Source organism: Nocardia sp. NPDC057663 (assembly GCF_042799895.1).
Lineage (GTDB): Bacteria > Actinomycetota > Actinomycetes > Mycobacteriales > Mycobacteriaceae > Nocardia.
Genome location: NZ_JBHVHX010000003.1, coordinates 83,413 through 98,892, shown reverse-complemented (window position 1 = coordinate 98,892; position 15,480 = coordinate 83,413). Strand labels below are relative to the sequence as shown.

Below are 15,480 nucleotides of genomic sequence, written 5' to 3'. Positions count from 1 at the left end.
ATGATCGCTGCGGCCGGGGCGGGCACGCTCGCCGAGCACGGGAAGTAGGGTGTGCATGAACCACGCTGAGCACGACGAATCCATCGGGTCGATGCTGGCGAGTATCGCCGCGGCGCTGCGTGAGGTCAGTGACAAGCTCGATATCGTCGCCGCCCGGGTGCAGCAGGAAGTTCCGGTCTTCCCCGCCGACGAGGACCTCCCCGACCAGACCAGGATCCGCAGGCTCGAATCCTGGGCATTTCATGCGTCACAGGACATTTCGCGCCTCAGTGCCCGGTTGGACGCACTCGACGGCGGAGAGCCCGAGCAGACGACGCCGCGCGCGGGCCGCGGGACGCGCAGTCGCCGGGAGGTCCGCGAGGCCGCCGAGGCCGCCGAGCGCGCGGCCGCCGACCTGGACGAGGGAGCACCGGACGGCGGGGCGGCCGAGCCGGACCGCGCCGTCGACGCCGCCCGTCCCCCACTGGAACGCCGCCACTCCCGCACCGATCACCTCGGTGACCCGACCTGGCCGATCACCGTCGCCCCGATTCCCCGGCCCGCGGCCGCGTTCGAGTCGGCCGGTGAGGTCGGTGGGGCGGCGACCGGTGTCGCGGCGATGCTGGGGTCCGAGGGTGCTTCGCGGTCACCGTTCACCGACAGCACGCAGACGGTGAACGGCGCGCAGCCGATCGACCGCACGCAGCGGCTGAACGGAGCGCGGTCGGCGGACACCGCCGTGAACGGTGCGCGGGCAGCGGACCGCCCCACGCGGAACGGCGCAGCGGCGAACGGCGCCCTGGTGCTGAACGGCGCGGCGCCCCTGAGCAATACGCAGGCGGCGAACGGCGCAGCGACGGTGAATGGCGTGACGGCGATCGACGATGCTCAGCCGATCGAGGCGCGGCCGACGAACCATGCGTCGACACAGGTCGGCGACGAGGTGTCTGCGCCCCTCCGCGACGCGGTGCCGGCACCGGACGGCGGCACCCAGTCGGCTGTAGCCGGCGGTGCTGACTCTGCAGAAGCCGGGCACACCCGGAACGGGCAGCCCATCGGTCACGGATCGGACCCGGTTGGCGCCGCTGTGTCGAACACCGCCCACGTCCCGGCGTCATCGACGCTCGGAGTGCCGGCCTCGACCGGCGCTACGCCCGCGGCCATCGGCACGCTGCAGGCAGACGCCGACCAACTCTCGGCCGCGCATCCTGACCGCCTTCCGGCGGCTGGTGGACGGAAACAGGACGACACCGAGATCACCGTGCCCGGCCGCGTTGCCGCGCAGACAGGGGCGATCTCGGCGCTCGGACGCGACGACACGTCCCCGGCGACGCAGTCCAGCGGTTCGACGACCCTCGGATCGCGTGGGGGTTCCTCGCTTCCGGGCAGCGCGGAAGTCGGTGACGTCGTGCGTGGTGGTGACGTGACTCTGTCCGGCGTCACCGCCGATCAGGCGAATACCGCTGCCATGAAGACGATTCCGGAGGGGCGGGCAGACATCGGACACCGTCCGCTCGCCGAGGCCGGCGTCGAGCGGGCGCGGCCGGTGGGCAAGCCCGCCGAGAGCACGGCCGCACCGGTCGGGGACACCGGAGCGCGGCCCGGATCGCCGGATGCGCTGTCCGGCACCGGCATCGACGCCACCCAGATCGCAACCACCCGCGCCATGAACGACCCACGGTCGGCCGGTCTCACCGCCGGCGGCCGCACCGAGCCCGTGACGAACGGCCACCCGGTCAACGGATTCGGCGCGCCGCTCACCGCGACACCCGCGACCCCCACCTCGGGATCCACCGCCAACGGCATCCACTGGACATTCACCGACGAAGACGCGACCCTCCCACCCCCGAGCCGGAACGGGCACGCCCGCAACGGATTCACCGGCGGCGACTCGCCGCATCGCACCGAGTCGATCTTCGACGACTTCACTCCCCGCGAACGCCTCACCACCCCGTCCGGCAACGACGCGCCCACCCCCGCGGACCCGCCGGCACGCCTGTCCGCGCCCAACAGCCACGCCGATCCCGGCACCGGTGGTTTCGCCGCCGCGACCCAGGGCCTCGATCCCGCGCTCCCCCACGGCACCTCCTCCGACGTCGGCGCACCCGCTGGTACCGACGCTTCCACCAACGGCCGCGGGCCCGCCGAGCTCACCCCCAGCACACCCACCGATTTCAGCGCTCCGACGCACCTCGGAACTTCCGGCAACGGCCGCGGACCCGGCGAGCTCACCCACAGCACGCCCACCGGTTTCGGCGGACCGACGAATCCGAATGCTTCCGTCAACGGTCGCGGGCCCGCGTCCTTCGATCCCGCGGTGAACGACGGCGCACCGTCCGGCTTCGGCGCACCGGTGAGCGCGGGCGAGGTCTCCCCGGCGACGAGTCCGCTCGATCGTGTGGTCGCCGATCCGGTTCCGCCGAGTGCGACCGATGCCGCGGGGATCACCGTGACCGGGACATTCCGCGCGTTCGACATCGAGCGCGCGCATGTCGACAAGTTGCAGGCGATGCTCGACGAATTGAAGCGGTCGGCCGGGTTGCCGCCGGGGCGGCGGGACGTGTTCGGTCCGCCGACGACGGAGGCCGGCTAGGCGGGTGCTGCTACGGGCACCGGGCCGGGTTTCGGTGTGTCGTGCAGGACCGTGCCGATGAGGTCGCGCAGGGCGCGGTGGCCCGCGTCGGCGGTGTTGCGCGGATGCCAGGCCATCGCGACGACGGGAGCGGGGAGCGGGAGGGGGATTTCGAACATCGTCAGGCCGAGGGCGGCGCGGGCGGGTCGGGACAGGAGTTCCGGTACGGGACAGACCAATTCGGTCGAACCGACCGTGAACAGGGCGGTGGCCAGATCGGGCACCGTGGCGACCACGCGCCGGGTGCGGCCGTGCAGCGCCAGCCGGTCGTCGATGGGGCTGTGGGTCCGGCCGGTGGCCGAGACTTCCAGGTGCTGGGCGGAGGCGTAGGCGGCGACGGTAGGCCGGTGTGCGCCGAACGGGTGGCCCGCGGCGGCGACGCCGACCCAGCGGTCGGCGAACAGGCGCTTGACGACCGTTTCGGGGTCGGTCTGGCCGATCATGCCGACCTCGACGTCGACGCGCCCGTCCCGCAGGGCGACCGCGGCGTCGCCCGCGTCGGCCGCCAGCAGTCGCACCGTCACGCCGGGCAACTGCGCACGGACCGCGGCCAGCAGCGGACCGGTCAGCCGCGCGACCACCGAATCGGCAACGCGGACAACGAAATCCCGATGGCGGCCGGCCCCGTTCCCGTCGCGGGTGGTCAGCAGCAAACGCGCCTGATCGACCAGGCCCGCGACATCGTGGCGCAACTCCAGTGCGCGTGGTGTCGGCACCAGCTGTCTGCCCGAGCGCACGAGCAGCGGGTCGCCCAGCACGGCACGCAACCGGGTGAGGGCGCGGCTCATCGCCGAGGTCGACGTGTGCAGACGCCGGGCCGCCTCGGTCACGCTGTTGGTGTCGAGCAGCGCGTCGAGGGCGAGCAGCAGGTTCAGATCCAGCGCATCCACGCGAGGATTATCACCAACGCACAGATCGCCGCCAAGTGTCGCGCCGACAGCGACCCGGCGTGTCGGCTATCCCTCGGCAATCGGCGCGGGCGCGGGCGCCGCGGGGACGGCCAGCGGGCGTTCGCGCAGGACCCGGCGGTAGGACGCGGGACGCACGGGACGCACCCACTGCGCCAGCCTGCTGGTCAACGGCAGGGGCGTGCGCAGGTCGTCGAGCATCTCGTCGATAGTGGTCAGGGAGAACGGGACCACCGTCGTACCGTGGGCATGGTTGCCCTCGGTGCGTTCCCGCGACCAGGACAGTCGCTCGTCGATCTCGGAGTTCATCTGCTCGGCCATGGGCGGCACGAACTTCCCGGTGAGCAGTCCGGCGATCCAGTGCGCGCCGACTTCCGCGTTGAGCGTACTCACGTTCGAGTTGTTGTAGCCCGCGAAGGTCAGGTTGGGGATCTCGACCGGCAGGATGTTGCGGTAGAGCCGGAAGTCGCCGACCTCGTCGGTGAGGCTGCGCCGGACGAACGGGGTCAGGAACGGCACCTCCTGGCGGTATCCGGTGGCGCACACGACGATCTCGGCCAGCTTCAGGCTGCCGTCGGACAGCCGCACCGCGGGCCCGTGCTGCCCGCCGATCAGATCGGTGACGTCGGTATCGCGGTGCACGGTGATCCGGCCCGCCTCGACCTGCTCGGCGAAGCCCTCGGTCGCCAGGCTCGCACTGCTGGTGGCGATCTCCTCGAACCTGCCCTCCGGCAGCAGACCGAGCTCACGCAGCCGTAGCTTGCGCGTCACCCGTTCCTGCACCAGGTCCATGTTGGCCTCGCGCAGGCTGAGCCGGTCGAGCAGGCGCTCGGCCAGGCGCGGTTCCCTGGACCGGAAGTGCGCCTCGCCCATCCGGGTCAGCAGCATGCGCTCGTAGTCGAGGCCGGCGCCGAACCGACGCGGCATCTTCCAGGTGAGCCTGCGCGCGACCACGCTGGTGTCGTCGGCGAAGTGGCTGATCGCCTCGGCGACATCGGTGGCCGACTTGCCGTAGCCGATGACGACCACGGAGCGGTCACGCACCTGTTCGAGGTTGTGGAACTCCGAGACGTGGCACAGCCGCCCGCCCGCGGCCCGGAACGCCGACGCTCCGGACAGCTCGGGCATCACCGGATCGCTGAACACGCCGTTGGCGACGATCAGGTGATCGCAGGACGTGCGGCGCACGCCGTTGCCGTCGCGGACTTCGAGCAGCCAGCCGCTGTCGACCGGGTCGGCGGCGATCACCTCGGTGCCCAGGCGCAGGTGCTCGGCCAGGCCGAACTCGTGCACGTACCCGGCGAGGTAGGCCTGGATCTGCTGACCGTCGGGCCAGCGGGGAAAGTCCTCCGGCATCGGGTGATCGCTGAAGTGGTACGTGAATTTGCTGTTCTGCGCGCGCAGACCCGGATAGCGACGGGTGGCGCTCCACACACCTCCGACATCAGGGGCCCGGTCGAACACCTCGACCGGGAAACCCGCCCGACTCAACACTTTCGCGCAGGCCAAACCCGCAACTCCCGCACCGACGATCCCGATGCGGCTACCGCTCGTCATGGCGAGGAGAGTACTCGGCACCGCGGTCAACCTGCCACCGCCGCCGAGCCGACCCGTGCTGTACTGGAAAGATGACCAACAGTTCCGTCGTCGTCGATCGGGCCGGGCTCTGGGATGCCGAGGAGCTCAGCGATGTCGCCGCGGCCACCTTTCCGCTCGCCTGTCCGCCGGAGGCCACCCAGGGCGACATCGAGATCTTCCTGGACCAGATGCTCTCCGGCGAACGGTTCGGCGAGTACCTGTCGGACCCGCACCGGACCGTGCTCAAGGCGGTCGAGGGCGACGACATCGTCGGCTACGCCATGCTCGTCGCGGGCAGGCCGGGCGACCCCGAGGTCGCGGCCCAGGTGAGCGCGGGCGCGGTGGTCGAGCTGAGCAAGATGTACGTGCTGCCGGGCCATCACGGCAGCGGCGTGGCCGATGCGCTGATGGAGGCGGCGGTCGCCGCGGCGCGCGAATCGGGTGCCGCCGCGGTGTGGCTGGGTGTCAACCAGGCCAACGAACGCGCGCAGAACTTCTACGCCAAGCACGGCTTCGTGCGGGTGGGCACCAAGACCAACACCGTCGGCAATCAGGTGCACGCCGACTACGTGTTCGAGCGGGCGCTGTGAAGTTCGGCTGAGCAGTGCCGACCGCGGCGCGGCGACCCCCGCGGGCTACGCGGCGGCGGCCTCGAAGCGCGAGAGCGCCAGCAGACGCGAGATCGCGCGCAGGTACTTCTTGCGGTAGCCGCCGTCGAGCATCTCCTGGGAGAAGATCTCGTCGAGCTTGGCGCCCGAGACGGTCACCGGGATGCTGGCGTCGTAGAGGCGGTCGGCCAGCACGACGATGCGCAGGGCCACGGCCTGGTCGGTTACCGGGTGCACGCCGGAGATGAACACCGAGGACACCCCGTTGATGAGCGCGCCGTACTTCGACGGGTGCAGCGTGCTCAGATGCTTGAGCAGCGCGTCGTAGTCGTCGAGGGTGGAGCCCGCGGTGGTGGCGGCCCGTTCGGCCAGGACGTCGGGCGAGGTCGGCTCGGGGGCGGGCGGCAGGTCGCGGTGGCGGTAGTCGGGGCCGTCGACGCGCACCGGCTCGAAGATGGAGCCGAGCTTCTTGATCTCGCGCAGGAAATCCTGTGCGGCGAAACGACCTTCGCCGAGCTGACTGGGCAGCGTGTTCGAGGTGGCCGCGATGGAGACGCCCGCGGCGGACAGCTCGGTGAGCAGGCGCGAGACCATCGTGGTGTCGCCCGGATCGTCGAGCTCGAATTCGTCGATGCACAGCAGGCTGTTGTCGGAGAGGCGCTCGACGGCGTTGACGAAGCCCAGCGCGCCGACCAGGTTGGTCAGCTCACCGAAGGTGCCGAACGACTTGGGCGCGGGCGCGCTGTGGAAGATCGAGGCGAGCAGGTGGGTCTTGCCGACGCCGAAGCCACCGTCGAGGTACAGGCCCGCGCCGGTGACGGCCTTCTTCTTGCCGAACAGGCTCTTCTTGGATCCGGCCTTGTGGATCTTGGCGACCTGACCGGCGAATTCCTCGGCCTTGCTGACCGCAGCCGCCTGGCTGGGTTCCTTGGGGTCGGGAATGTAGGAGGCGAAGCTGACCTCGTCGAACATGGGCGGGGGCACCATCTGCGCGACGAGCTGGTCGGCCGGGACCTCCGGATGGCGATCGACGAGGCGTTCTTGCATGAGCGAATCGTACGGACGTGGTTGCATCGGTTCCTATGCAGCGTATCCACAATGTGACCCAGCTCGCAGACCTCGACGACGACGCACTGGCCAGGTGCTATGCCTATCCCCGCCACCTGGAGCGACCCTGGGTGCGGGCCAACTTCGTGAACAGTATCGACGGCGCGTTCACGGTAGACGGGGTGTCGGCCGGGCTCGGCACCGACGCCGACCACCGGGTGTTCACGCTGCTGCGTGAGCTGGCGGAGGTGATCGTCGTCGGCGCGGGTACGGTGCGCGCGGAGAACTACGGTGGCGCGCATCCGGATCCGGATCGGCGCCGCGCGCACTACCAGCACGGCATCGGCGGATCGGCCGACGGCACGCCGCCGCCGATCGCGGTGGTCACCGCGAGCGCGCGGCTCGATCCGGCGTCGAAGTTCTTCACCGACGCCGACGTCGCGCCGCTGATCATCACGACCGCCCACGCCGACCTGGACCAGGTCGCCGCGCTCGAGCAGGCGGGCGCGCAGGTGGTGATCGCCGGTGAGGCCGCGATCATGCCTGCCGCGCTGGTGCGGGTGCTCGCCGAGCACGGCCTGTATCGGGTGCTGTGTGAGGGCGGGCCGCATCTGTTCGGGCAGCTGGCCGAGGCGGATCTGGTCGACGAGTTGTGCCTGAGTACCGCACCGATGCTGGTCGGCGGGGCGGGCGGGCGAATCTCGCTGTCGGCGAGCAGTTTCGACATCCCGATGAGCCGCAAGCAGCTGGTGCTCGCCGAGGACGGCACCGTGCTGGCCCGGTGGGCCCGTCGATGAAACCTGGCGCCGAACCTGGCAGTGTGTAACCCATGCGCTGGACTCGGGCCGCGGCGACGGCCGCGACACTGTCGATCATGCTCGCGGGCTGCGGGGCCGGACCGTCGGATCGGCCCGTCGTCGCCGTCGAGCGCCCCGGGGCGGGCGGCGGGCAGACCGTGGAACCGGCCGTGCAGGATCTCGCCAAGGCCGAAGTCCCGAAAACCGACCTGGCCTGGAAGGACTGCACCGCGTCGACCCTGGGTTCGCTCGATTTCGGTGCGGCTCCGGCCGGCCTGGTCCTGGAGTGCGCCGATTTCGCGACGCCGATCGATACCGCGGGCACCGTGCTCGGCACGTTCCGGGCGGGCGCGCTGCGGGCCCGGCTGCCGCAGACGCCCGCCGACGCGGCACCGCTGGTGCTCACCTCCGGCGCCGACCGCTCGTCTGCGTCGACGCTGGCGGGTCTGGCCGTCGGCCCGAACAGCGCGTTGCTGGCGGCACAGCCGATCGTCGCCGTCGACCGGCGCGGGGTCGGTGCCTCCCAGCCCATCGACTGCATTCCCGCCCAGCTGCGCGCGGTGATGACCGATCTCGGCCAGTTCGGGGTGGGCAGCAACGATCAGGTCGGCGCGGTCGCCGGTTACAGCCAGGACGCGACCATCGCCTGCCGCGACTTCCTGCAGCCCTACGAGGGCACTTTCGACGCCCCGCACGCCGCCGACGACATCGAGCAACTGCGCAAGCAGTGGCAGGTCGAGAAGATCAACCTGATCGGCACCGGCAACGGTGCCAAGGTCGCGCTCAGCTACGCCCGCCGCTACGGCGACCACCTGGCCCGGCTCGTGCTCGATGCCCCCGAACCGGTCGGCGCCGACGCGACCACGATGGCCGAGGCCGCCGTCATCGGCGCCGAGGCCGCCCTCACCGCCTTCGCGCAGCGCTGCAAGGCCGCCAACTGCGCGCTCGGCCCCGACCCGCGCGCGGCGATCGTCGCACTGATGAACAAGGCCGCCACCGGCGCGCTCGGCGACATCTCGGCCGCCGACCTCTCGACCGCGCTCACCGGATTCCTGTCCAGCCCGCGCGGTGACCAGGCGAGCCGGGTGACCGCACTGGCCGACATTCTCGCCGCCGCCGACCGCGGTGATCGCGCGCCGCTGGCCATGCTGGTCGTGCGCGAATCCGCCGCGATCAACTCCGACGGCGAGTTCGTCAACCGGTGCACCGACAGCCAGCAGCCGCCGACGCCGGACAAGGCGCGCGAGCTCGCCGGAACATGGGCGGGCAAATATCCGGTTTTCGGCCGGACCGCCGCGATCGAGCTGATGGTCTGCTCGGCCTGGCCGGTCTCCACCGCCCCGCCGCTGCCGACCGAGCTCGAGCTGCCGGTGCTGGTGTTCGCCGGCGCCGCCGACCCGATCGTGGGCGGTGCCGCGGCCTCGGTGACCGGCGCGCTCGGCGCGGCGGGCGCCCGGCACGCCACGATGACCTGGCAGGGCTGGGGACATCCGGTCATCGCCCACTCCGGGTGCGCGCAGAAGGCCGTCGCCGACTATCTCGCCGACGCGAAATTGCCCGCGGACGGCGGCGCCTGCCCCGCCTGATCCCGGTCGGACGACCATGTGGTTCCGGCGCGTCCGCCGGGTCCGGCGACACCATCGCTACCCGATCCGGTGTACCGTGCCCCAGTGTTGTTCCGACAGCTCGAGCCCCGTACCGCGCGCACGACCGCGGATGTGATCAAGTTCGCTCTGTGGCCGTTCGCGGTCATGACGGTGCTGAACCGTGTCTTCATCAAGGCGATCAACGGATTCGTCACCGACGATTACCGTCCGGTCTACAACGCCTCGTTCGAGTTCCTGAACGGCAGGCCGCTGTACACCGCCGACTTCTCCTCGGTCGACCCGCACTATCTCTACTATCCGAGCGGAACACTGCTGATCGCGCCGGTGGCGATCATCGACTACGAACTGTCGCGCTGGTTGTTCATCGGGCTCAACGCCATCGCGATTCTGCTCGCCTGGTACCTGCTGCTTCGCCTGTTCAAGTTCGGTCTCGGCTCCATCGCGGCGCCCGCGCTGCTGCTGGCGATGTTCGCCTCCGAGACGGTGACCAACACGTTGGTCTTCACCAATGTCAACGGCTGCCTGCTGCTTGCCGAGTTGGTGTTCATCCACCTGCTGCTGGCGCGTCGGGATCTCTGGGCCGGTGTAGCACTCGGTTTGAGCATTTCGGTGAAACCGACGCTGGCGCCGATGCTGCTCGTCGCGGCCGTTCGCGGCCAGTGGAAGGTCTTCATCACCGCGCTCGGTGTGCCGTTGACGCTCACCGCGATCGCCTGGCCGCTGTCGGCGGACCCCGAGAAATTCTTCACCCGGGTCGTGCCCTATCTGGCTCAGACGCGCGACTACTTCAACAGTTCGGTCGGTGGCAACGGGCTCTACTTCGGGCTGCCGCACTGGATGATCCTGCTGATCCAGGTGTTGATGGCCGGTGTCGTCGCGGTCTCGCTGTGGCTGCTGTGGCGCTACTACCGTCACGACGAGCTGTTCTTCGTCACCACGTTCTCCGGTGTGCTGCTCACCGCGAATTTCCTGCTGCCCTCGCTGGGCCAGATGTACTACTCGATGATGCTGTTCCCGTTCCTGATGACGGTGGTGCTGCGCAATTCCGTGCTGCGCAACTGGCCTGCCTGGCTGGCGATCTTCGGGTTCATGACCTACGACAAGTGGCTGTCGGACCGCTGGCAGAGCACCGGGCGCACGCTCGAGTACCTGCGGGTGACCTTCGGCTGGGGTCTGCTGCTCATCGTCGTGTTCTGCGTGCTCGGCGACCGCTACCTGGCCGCCCGCCGCGAAGGCAGGCTGCAGTTCGGGATCGACCCGGCGTGGATGGCGAGCGCGCCCGACTCCCGCGACGGCGCCGAGGACGAGAAGCCGGTGGCCCCCGCCCCGGATCGCGACGATCCGGTCGCGCCGGAGGAACCCGTCGAGGATCGCGAACCCGCGCTGAAGTAGGTATCGGCCGGTGACGCTCGCGGCGCGCACCGGCCGAAACCATTAGCGTGGAGTGATGAGCTCATCGTTGCCCACGCCGCGCATCCAGCTGACGCCGCAGCAGTGGCGGGCGAAACTGGATCCGCAGGAATACGCCGTTCTCCGTGAGGCCGCCACCGAGCGCCCGTTCGTCGGCGAGTACACCGACACCAAGACCGAGGGCGTCTACACCTGCCGCGCCTGTGATGCCGAATTGTTCCGCAGCACAGAGAAATTCGATTCCCACTGCGGCTGGCCGTCGTTCTTCGACCCCGCCGATTCCGACGCGGTGATCCTGCGCGCCGACGACACCCTCGGCATGCGCCGGGTGGAGGTGCTGTGCGCCCATTGCCACAGCCACCTCGGCCACGTCTTCGAGGGCGAGGGCTATCCCACCCCCACCGACCAGCGCTACTGCATCAACTCGATCGCGCTGCGCCTGCAGCCGAGCGAAGACTGACACGAAGAAGGGCCCGGTCCGACGACCGGGCCCTTCTTCGTTTGCTTACGGGAGCGCGGTGACGAGCTGTTCGACCTCGACCCGGGGGCCGGTGAAGAACGGGATCTCCTCGCGCACGTGCAGGCGGGCCTCGGTGGCGCGCAGGTCGCGCATGAGGTCGACGATGCGGTGCAGTTCCGGTGCCTCGAAGGCGAGGATCCACTCGTAGTCGCCCAGTGCCATCGAGCTGACGGTGTTGGCCCGCACGTCCGGGTAGCCGCGGGCGGCCTTGCCGTGGTCGGCGAGCATCTTGCGGCGCTCCTCGTCGGGCAGCAGGTACCACTCGTAGGACCGCACGAACGGGTACACGCAGATGTAGTTGCCCGGGTCCTCGCCGGCCAGGAACGCCGGGATGTGGCTCTTGTTGAACTCGGCGGGCCGGTGCACCGCGACATTGCTCCACACCGGCGCGCTGGCCCTGCCCAGCTCGGTGGTGCGGCGGAAGTCGGCGTAGGCGGCCTGCAGGTCCTCGACGCGCTCGGCGTGGGTCCACAGCATGAAGTCGGCGTCGGCGCGCAGGCCCGCCACGTCGTAGATGCCGCGCAGCACGACGCCCTTGTCGGCGAGGCCGTCGAAGAAGGCCTGCGCTTCCTTGATCGCCTCGGCGCGGTCCTCGCCGAGCACGCCCGGCTGCACCTGGAACACCGAGAACATCAGGTAGCGAATGGTGGAGTTGAGGGCCTGGTAGTCGAGTCGCGCCATGGATCTATGGTGCCACTGCGGCGTTTTCGCCCGCCGGGTGGGCGGGCGCTGCGGCCTCGGTCAGCCTGCCACCGGCCTGGTCGCCCGCCACGGCGAGGATTCCTCGCTGCCGAAGACCGAGGTCACCGTCGTCACTTCGCCCGCGTGCAGTTCCACGGGGCCGAGCTCCGGGTCGAGGAAGAGGGTGCGGGCGCTGGTCGTCTGCTCACCGGTGGTGGTCACAGCGCGCGATCATGCGCCATCGCTATTGCCGGAGGTCCGCGACACGCCGCAGGTCATGCGGTGGTGCGCCGAGACGCCGTCCAGCCCGGTGAACTCGGCCGACATCGTCGGCAGCTATTCGACGTGTGGCACCAGCGCGGTAGCGACGCGCTCGGCGGCCGCGGTACCGGAAGCCACGCAGGCGGGGACTCCGACGCCGTGGAGATAGGCGCCGGCCACCGCGAGGCCGTCGAGCGGGGCGACGGCGGATTCGAGGGTGGCGATGCGGTCGGTGTGGCCGGGGGCGTATTGGGGCAGGCCGCCGGGCCAGCGCTGGACGACGGACTGGATCGGGCTGATCTCGATGCCGGTGACGGTGGTCAGGTCGGTGACGGCAGCCGCGACGAGGTCGTCGTCGGACCAGGACAGCGGGGATTCGTCGCCGAACCGGCCGAAGGAGGCGCGGACCAGCGCGACGTCCCGGGCGCCCAGATGCGGCCATTTCCGGCTGGACAGCGTGAATGCCTTGGCGCGCAGGGGTTCTCCGGTGGCGACGAGGATACCCGAGTTGTCGGGCAGCCCGGTGTCGCGCGGCAGTGCCATGGCGACCAGGGCCGACGAGGACAGTTCGATGCCCGCGGCGGCCTCGGCGGCGGCGGGGGCGACGTAGTGCAGGAGGCGGGCGGTGACGGGGGCCGGGGTGGCCAGGACGACGCCGTCGACCAGGCCGAGCGGGTCGACCACCCAGCCGCCGGGCGCGGCGGCCACCCTGGTCGCCGCCAGGGTGGTGACCAACCGGGCGCCGGAGGCCTCGACGAGTGCCGTGAGCAGGGCGCCGTAGCCGTCGCGCAGACCGCCGAAGACCGGTGCGGCACTCGGCGGGGGCAGGGCGTCCCGGACGGCGTCGGTGAGGCTGCGCGCGCCGCGATCGAGGGCGGCGGCGAGGGCGGGCAGGGCGGCGCGGACGCCGATCGATGCGCTGGTGCCCGCGTAGACGCCGCCCAGCAGCGGGTCCACACTGCGTTCGACGACCTGGCGGCCGAAGCGATCGGCGACAAGACTGTGTACGTCGGTATCCGCGCCCGGCTCCCACGCCAGCGGGCGCTCCGGCTCGGCCGCGACCTGGGCCAGCGTCGCGTCGTCGACGAGGCCGCGCAGCGACTCGGCATCGGACGGGATACCCATCAGCGTGCGCCCCGGCAGCGGATGCGCCGAGCCCTGCGCCCACACCAGGGGCCGTGTGCCCGCGGGCCGCACGAGTTGTTCGTCCAGCCCGAGTTCGGCCATCAGCTCGATGACCTCGGGCCGCCGCCCGACGAAGGCCTCGGCACCGAGATCCAGTGGCTCCCCGGCCAATTCACCGGTGTGCAGCACCCCACCGAGCCGCGCGGCCTGCTCGACAACGACGATGTCGGCACTGTCCCCCAGCCGCTGCCGCAACCGATACGCCGCGACGAGCCCGCTGATTCCGCCACCGATGACCGCGATCCGCATACCTCGACCGTAGCCGCGCCGGACTCACCGCCGCACAGCGGCTACAGCGAGTGCACCAACTCGACCAGCGCGGTCAGCACGCCCGGATCGGTGTCCGGCAGCACCCCGTGCCCCAGGTTGAAGATGTGCCCGCTCGCGCCCATCGTGATCGCCTCGTCGGCTTCGCGCACGATGCGCCGGGTCTCCTTCTCGACCGCGTCGAACCCGGCGAACAGGATCGCCGGATCCAGGTTGCCCTGCAAGCCTTTCCCCGGCCCGACACGGCGCACGGCCTCGGTGAGCGGCACCCGCCAGTCCACGCCGACCACGTCGGCGCCCACTTCACCCATCGCACCGAGCAGCTCACCGGTGCCGACGCCGAAGTGGATGCGCGGGACGCCGGCCGCGGCGACCTCGGCGAAGACCCGCTCCGAATGCGGCAGCACGTACTCGCGGTAGTCGGCCAGCGACAGTGCGCCCGCCCACGAATCGAACAGCTGCACCGCGTCGACGCCCGCGGCCAGCTGGGCCTGCAGGAACGCGATGGTGATATCGGTGAGCGTGCCGAGCAGCGCGTGCCAGGTCTGCGGGTCGGCGTGCATCATCGCCTTGGTGCGCTCGTGATGCTTGCTCGGCCCGCCTTCCACCAGATAGGAGGCCAGGGTGAACGGTGCGCCGGCGAAGCCGATGAGCGGGGTGTCGCCGAGCGCGTCGGTCAGCAGGCGCACGCCTTCGGCGACCGCGCCGACCTCTTCGGGCCGCAGCCGCGGCAGCGCACGCACGTCGGCCGCGGTGCACACGGGCGAGGCGACCACGGGGCCGACGCCGGGCACGATATCGAGGTCGATGCCGGCGGCCTTGAGCGGAACGACGATGTCGGAGAACAGGATTGCCGCGTCGACACCGTGCCTGCGGATCGGCTGCATGGTGATCTCACACACCAGCTCCGGATCGAAGCAGGACTCGAGCATCCCGATGCCCTTGCGCAGTTCCCGGTATTCCGGCAGTGACCGGCCTGCCTGACGCATGAACCAGACGGGCCGCCTGCTCGGCGTCGCGCCGGTGGCGGCGGCCAGGAACGGGGCATCGGTCAACCGGCGGCGGGTGTAAGTGCTCATCACGCCCATCCTAAGCCGCCCCGCGACCGAATCCGGTCCGAGGTCGCCCGCCGCCGTGCTCCCCGTGAGAGGCGACATCCGCACCGCGCCGACCAGCGGAAATCGGACGAACCGACCATGCGTCGGTCTACGGATACGGATCGCCGGGCGGCCATCGCGCATCGTGCACCGCACGAGCGCCGAGAATGCGCTCTGCGCAACGCAGCCCGTACCCGACCACGTGTGGCGGCGCGCCTCCGACGGCGCCGGGCGCACACCGTCTACCGTCTCTCCTCGTGACACCGCTCGACATCCGCGACGGCGCCGCACCGACCGGGGGAACGCCCCGCGAGCCTGCTTCTTTTCGGGCGGCGGTCGATGCGATGGGCACCGCAACCGTGCACCCTCGAATCGCGCTGGCGCCTATCCGTCCCCCGCAACGGTTGGCGCCGTTCTCCTACGCGCTCGGAGCGGAGGTCACCCACCCCGACAGCGCCGTCGTGCCGATCGATTCCGAAGGGGACGCGTTCGGCAGGCTGATCCTGCTGCACGATCCCGACGGCGACGCGGCCTGGCACGGTGTGTTCCGGCTGGTGGCCTACATCCAGGCCGACATCGATGCCGCGCTGGCCGCCGATCCGCTGCTGCCCGAGGTGGCGTGGAGCTGGCTGGTCGACTCCCTCGAGTCACGGGGCGAGCCGTTCACCGCCCTCGGCGGCACGGTCACCGCCACCAGTTCGGTCCGCTACGGCGACATCGCGGGCCCGCCCCGGGCCCACCAGCTGGAGCTGCGCGCCTCCTGGACGGCGATGAACACCGAGATGCGCCGTCACGTGGAGGCGTTCTGCGAGGTACTGGCCTTCGCCGCCGGGCTGCCGCCCGCCGGGATCACCCATTTGCGGCCGGAGTCGTATACCCGCACCGATCGCCCTTGAACGCCAC

General features: G+C 70.8%; 14 protein-coding genes. 7 read left to right on the top strand and 7 right to left on the bottom strand.

What is annotated here, in order from left to right; all coding sequences use genetic code 11:
• Nucleotides 1–55 precede the first annotated feature (55 nt).
• A complete protein-coding gene (locus ACFVAV_RS08575) occupies nt 56–2,572 on the top strand; it encodes a hypothetical protein (RefSeq protein WP_379032121.1) in 2,517 nt (838 codons plus the stop codon).
• Here the strand turns inward: ACFVAV_RS08575 and ACFVAV_RS08570 are convergent.
• Both ACFVAV_RS08570 and ACFVAV_RS08565 read right to left on the bottom strand, forming a co-directional pair.
• Nucleotides 2,569–3,501 (bottom strand): LysR family transcriptional regulator, encoded by a 933-nt coding sequence (locus ACFVAV_RS08570; RefSeq protein ID WP_379032118.1) that lies wholly within the window; start codon nt 3,499–3,501, stop codon nt 2,569–2,571. The genes ACFVAV_RS08575 and ACFVAV_RS08570 overlap by 4 nt on opposite strands.
• A 66-nt stretch (nt 3,502–3,567) precedes the next feature.
• The gene (locus ACFVAV_RS08565) at nt 3,568–5,076 is read right to left on the bottom strand and encodes a flavin-containing monooxygenase (protein ID WP_379032115.1); all 1,509 of its coding nucleotides are present in this window, start codon (nt 5,074–5,076) and stop codon (nt 3,568–3,570) included.
• A gap of 71 nt (nt 5,077–5,147) precedes the next feature.
• Here ACFVAV_RS08565 and ACFVAV_RS08560 point away from each other — a divergent pair, with 71 nt between their 5' ends.
• Complete coding sequence (locus tag ACFVAV_RS08560) at nt 5,148–5,687, top strand: GNAT family N-acetyltransferase (protein WP_379032111.1); 540 nt, start codon at nt 5,148–5,150, stop codon at nt 5,685–5,687.
• 45 nt (nt 5,688–5,732) lie between these two features.
• On the opposite strand, the gene zapE is transcribed toward ACFVAV_RS08560, so the two are convergent.
• The gene (gene zapE, locus ACFVAV_RS08555) at nt 5,733–6,752 is read right to left on the bottom strand and encodes a cell division protein ZapE (RefSeq protein WP_379032108.1); all 1,020 of its coding nucleotides are present in this window, start codon (nt 6,750–6,752) and stop codon (nt 5,733–5,735) included.
• Nucleotides 6,753–6,787: 35 nt separating this feature from the next.
• Here zapE and ACFVAV_RS08550 point away from each other — a divergent pair, with 35 nt between their 5' ends.
• From ACFVAV_RS08550 to msrB, 4 genes are all read left to right on the top strand, one after another.
• Complete coding sequence (locus ACFVAV_RS08550; RefSeq protein ID WP_379032105.1) at nt 6,788–7,549, top strand: pyrimidine reductase family protein; 762 nt, start codon at nt 6,788–6,790, stop codon at nt 7,547–7,549.
• A 32-nt stretch (nt 7,550–7,581) separates the two neighbouring features.
• Nucleotides 7,582–9,135 (top strand): alpha/beta fold hydrolase, encoded by a 1,554-nt coding sequence (locus ACFVAV_RS08545; protein ID WP_379032101.1) that lies wholly within the window; start codon nt 7,582–7,584, stop codon nt 9,133–9,135.
• Nucleotides 9,136–9,219: 84 nt separating this feature from the next.
• Nucleotides 9,220–10,548, top strand: a complete 1,329-nt coding sequence (locus ACFVAV_RS08540) for a glycosyltransferase family 87 protein (RefSeq protein WP_379032098.1) — start codon at nt 9,220–9,222, stop codon at nt 10,546–10,548.
• 55 nt (nt 10,549–10,603) lie between these two features.
• Nucleotides 10,604–11,026, top strand: coding sequence for a peptide-methionine (R)-S-oxide reductase MsrB (msrB, locus tag ACFVAV_RS08535; RefSeq protein WP_379032095.1), 423 nt, complete (start codon nt 10,604–10,606; stop codon nt 11,024–11,026).
• A 45-nt stretch (nt 11,027–11,071) separates the two neighbouring features.
• Here the strand turns inward: msrB and hemQ are convergent, their stop codons facing one another.
• From hemQ to hemE, 4 genes are all read right to left on the bottom strand, one after another.
• Entirely contained in the window at nt 11,072–11,767 is a 696-nt protein-coding gene (gene hemQ / locus ACFVAV_RS08530) for a hydrogen peroxide-dependent heme synthase (protein ID WP_189023939.1), read from the bottom strand.
• A 60-nt stretch (nt 11,768–11,827) separates the two neighbouring features.
• The gene (locus tag ACFVAV_RS08525) at nt 11,828–11,989 is read right to left on the bottom strand and encodes a hypothetical protein (protein WP_379032091.1); all 162 of its coding nucleotides are present in this window, start codon (nt 11,987–11,989) and stop codon (nt 11,828–11,830) included.
• 114 nt (nt 11,990–12,103) lie between these two features.
• Nucleotides 12,104–13,462: a protoporphyrinogen oxidase gene (locus ACFVAV_RS08520; protein WP_379032088.1), complete on the bottom strand. Its 1,359-nt coding sequence runs from the start codon at nt 13,460–13,462 to the stop codon at nt 12,104–12,106.
• 41 nt (nt 13,463–13,503) lie between these two features.
• Complete coding sequence (gene hemE / locus ACFVAV_RS08515) at nt 13,504–14,568, bottom strand: uroporphyrinogen decarboxylase (protein WP_379032084.1); 1,065 nt, start codon at nt 14,566–14,568, stop codon at nt 13,504–13,506.
• Between the two features lie 353 nt (nt 14,569–14,921).
• Between hemE and ACFVAV_RS08510 the strand changes: the two genes are divergently transcribed.
• Nucleotides 14,922–15,473 carry a DUF3000 domain-containing protein gene (locus ACFVAV_RS08510; RefSeq protein WP_379033539.1) on the top strand — a complete coding sequence of 184 codons (552 nt, stop codon included), beginning with the start codon at nt 14,922–14,924 and terminating at the stop codon, nt 15,471–15,473.
• Nucleotides 15,474–15,480 lie beyond the last annotated feature (7 nt).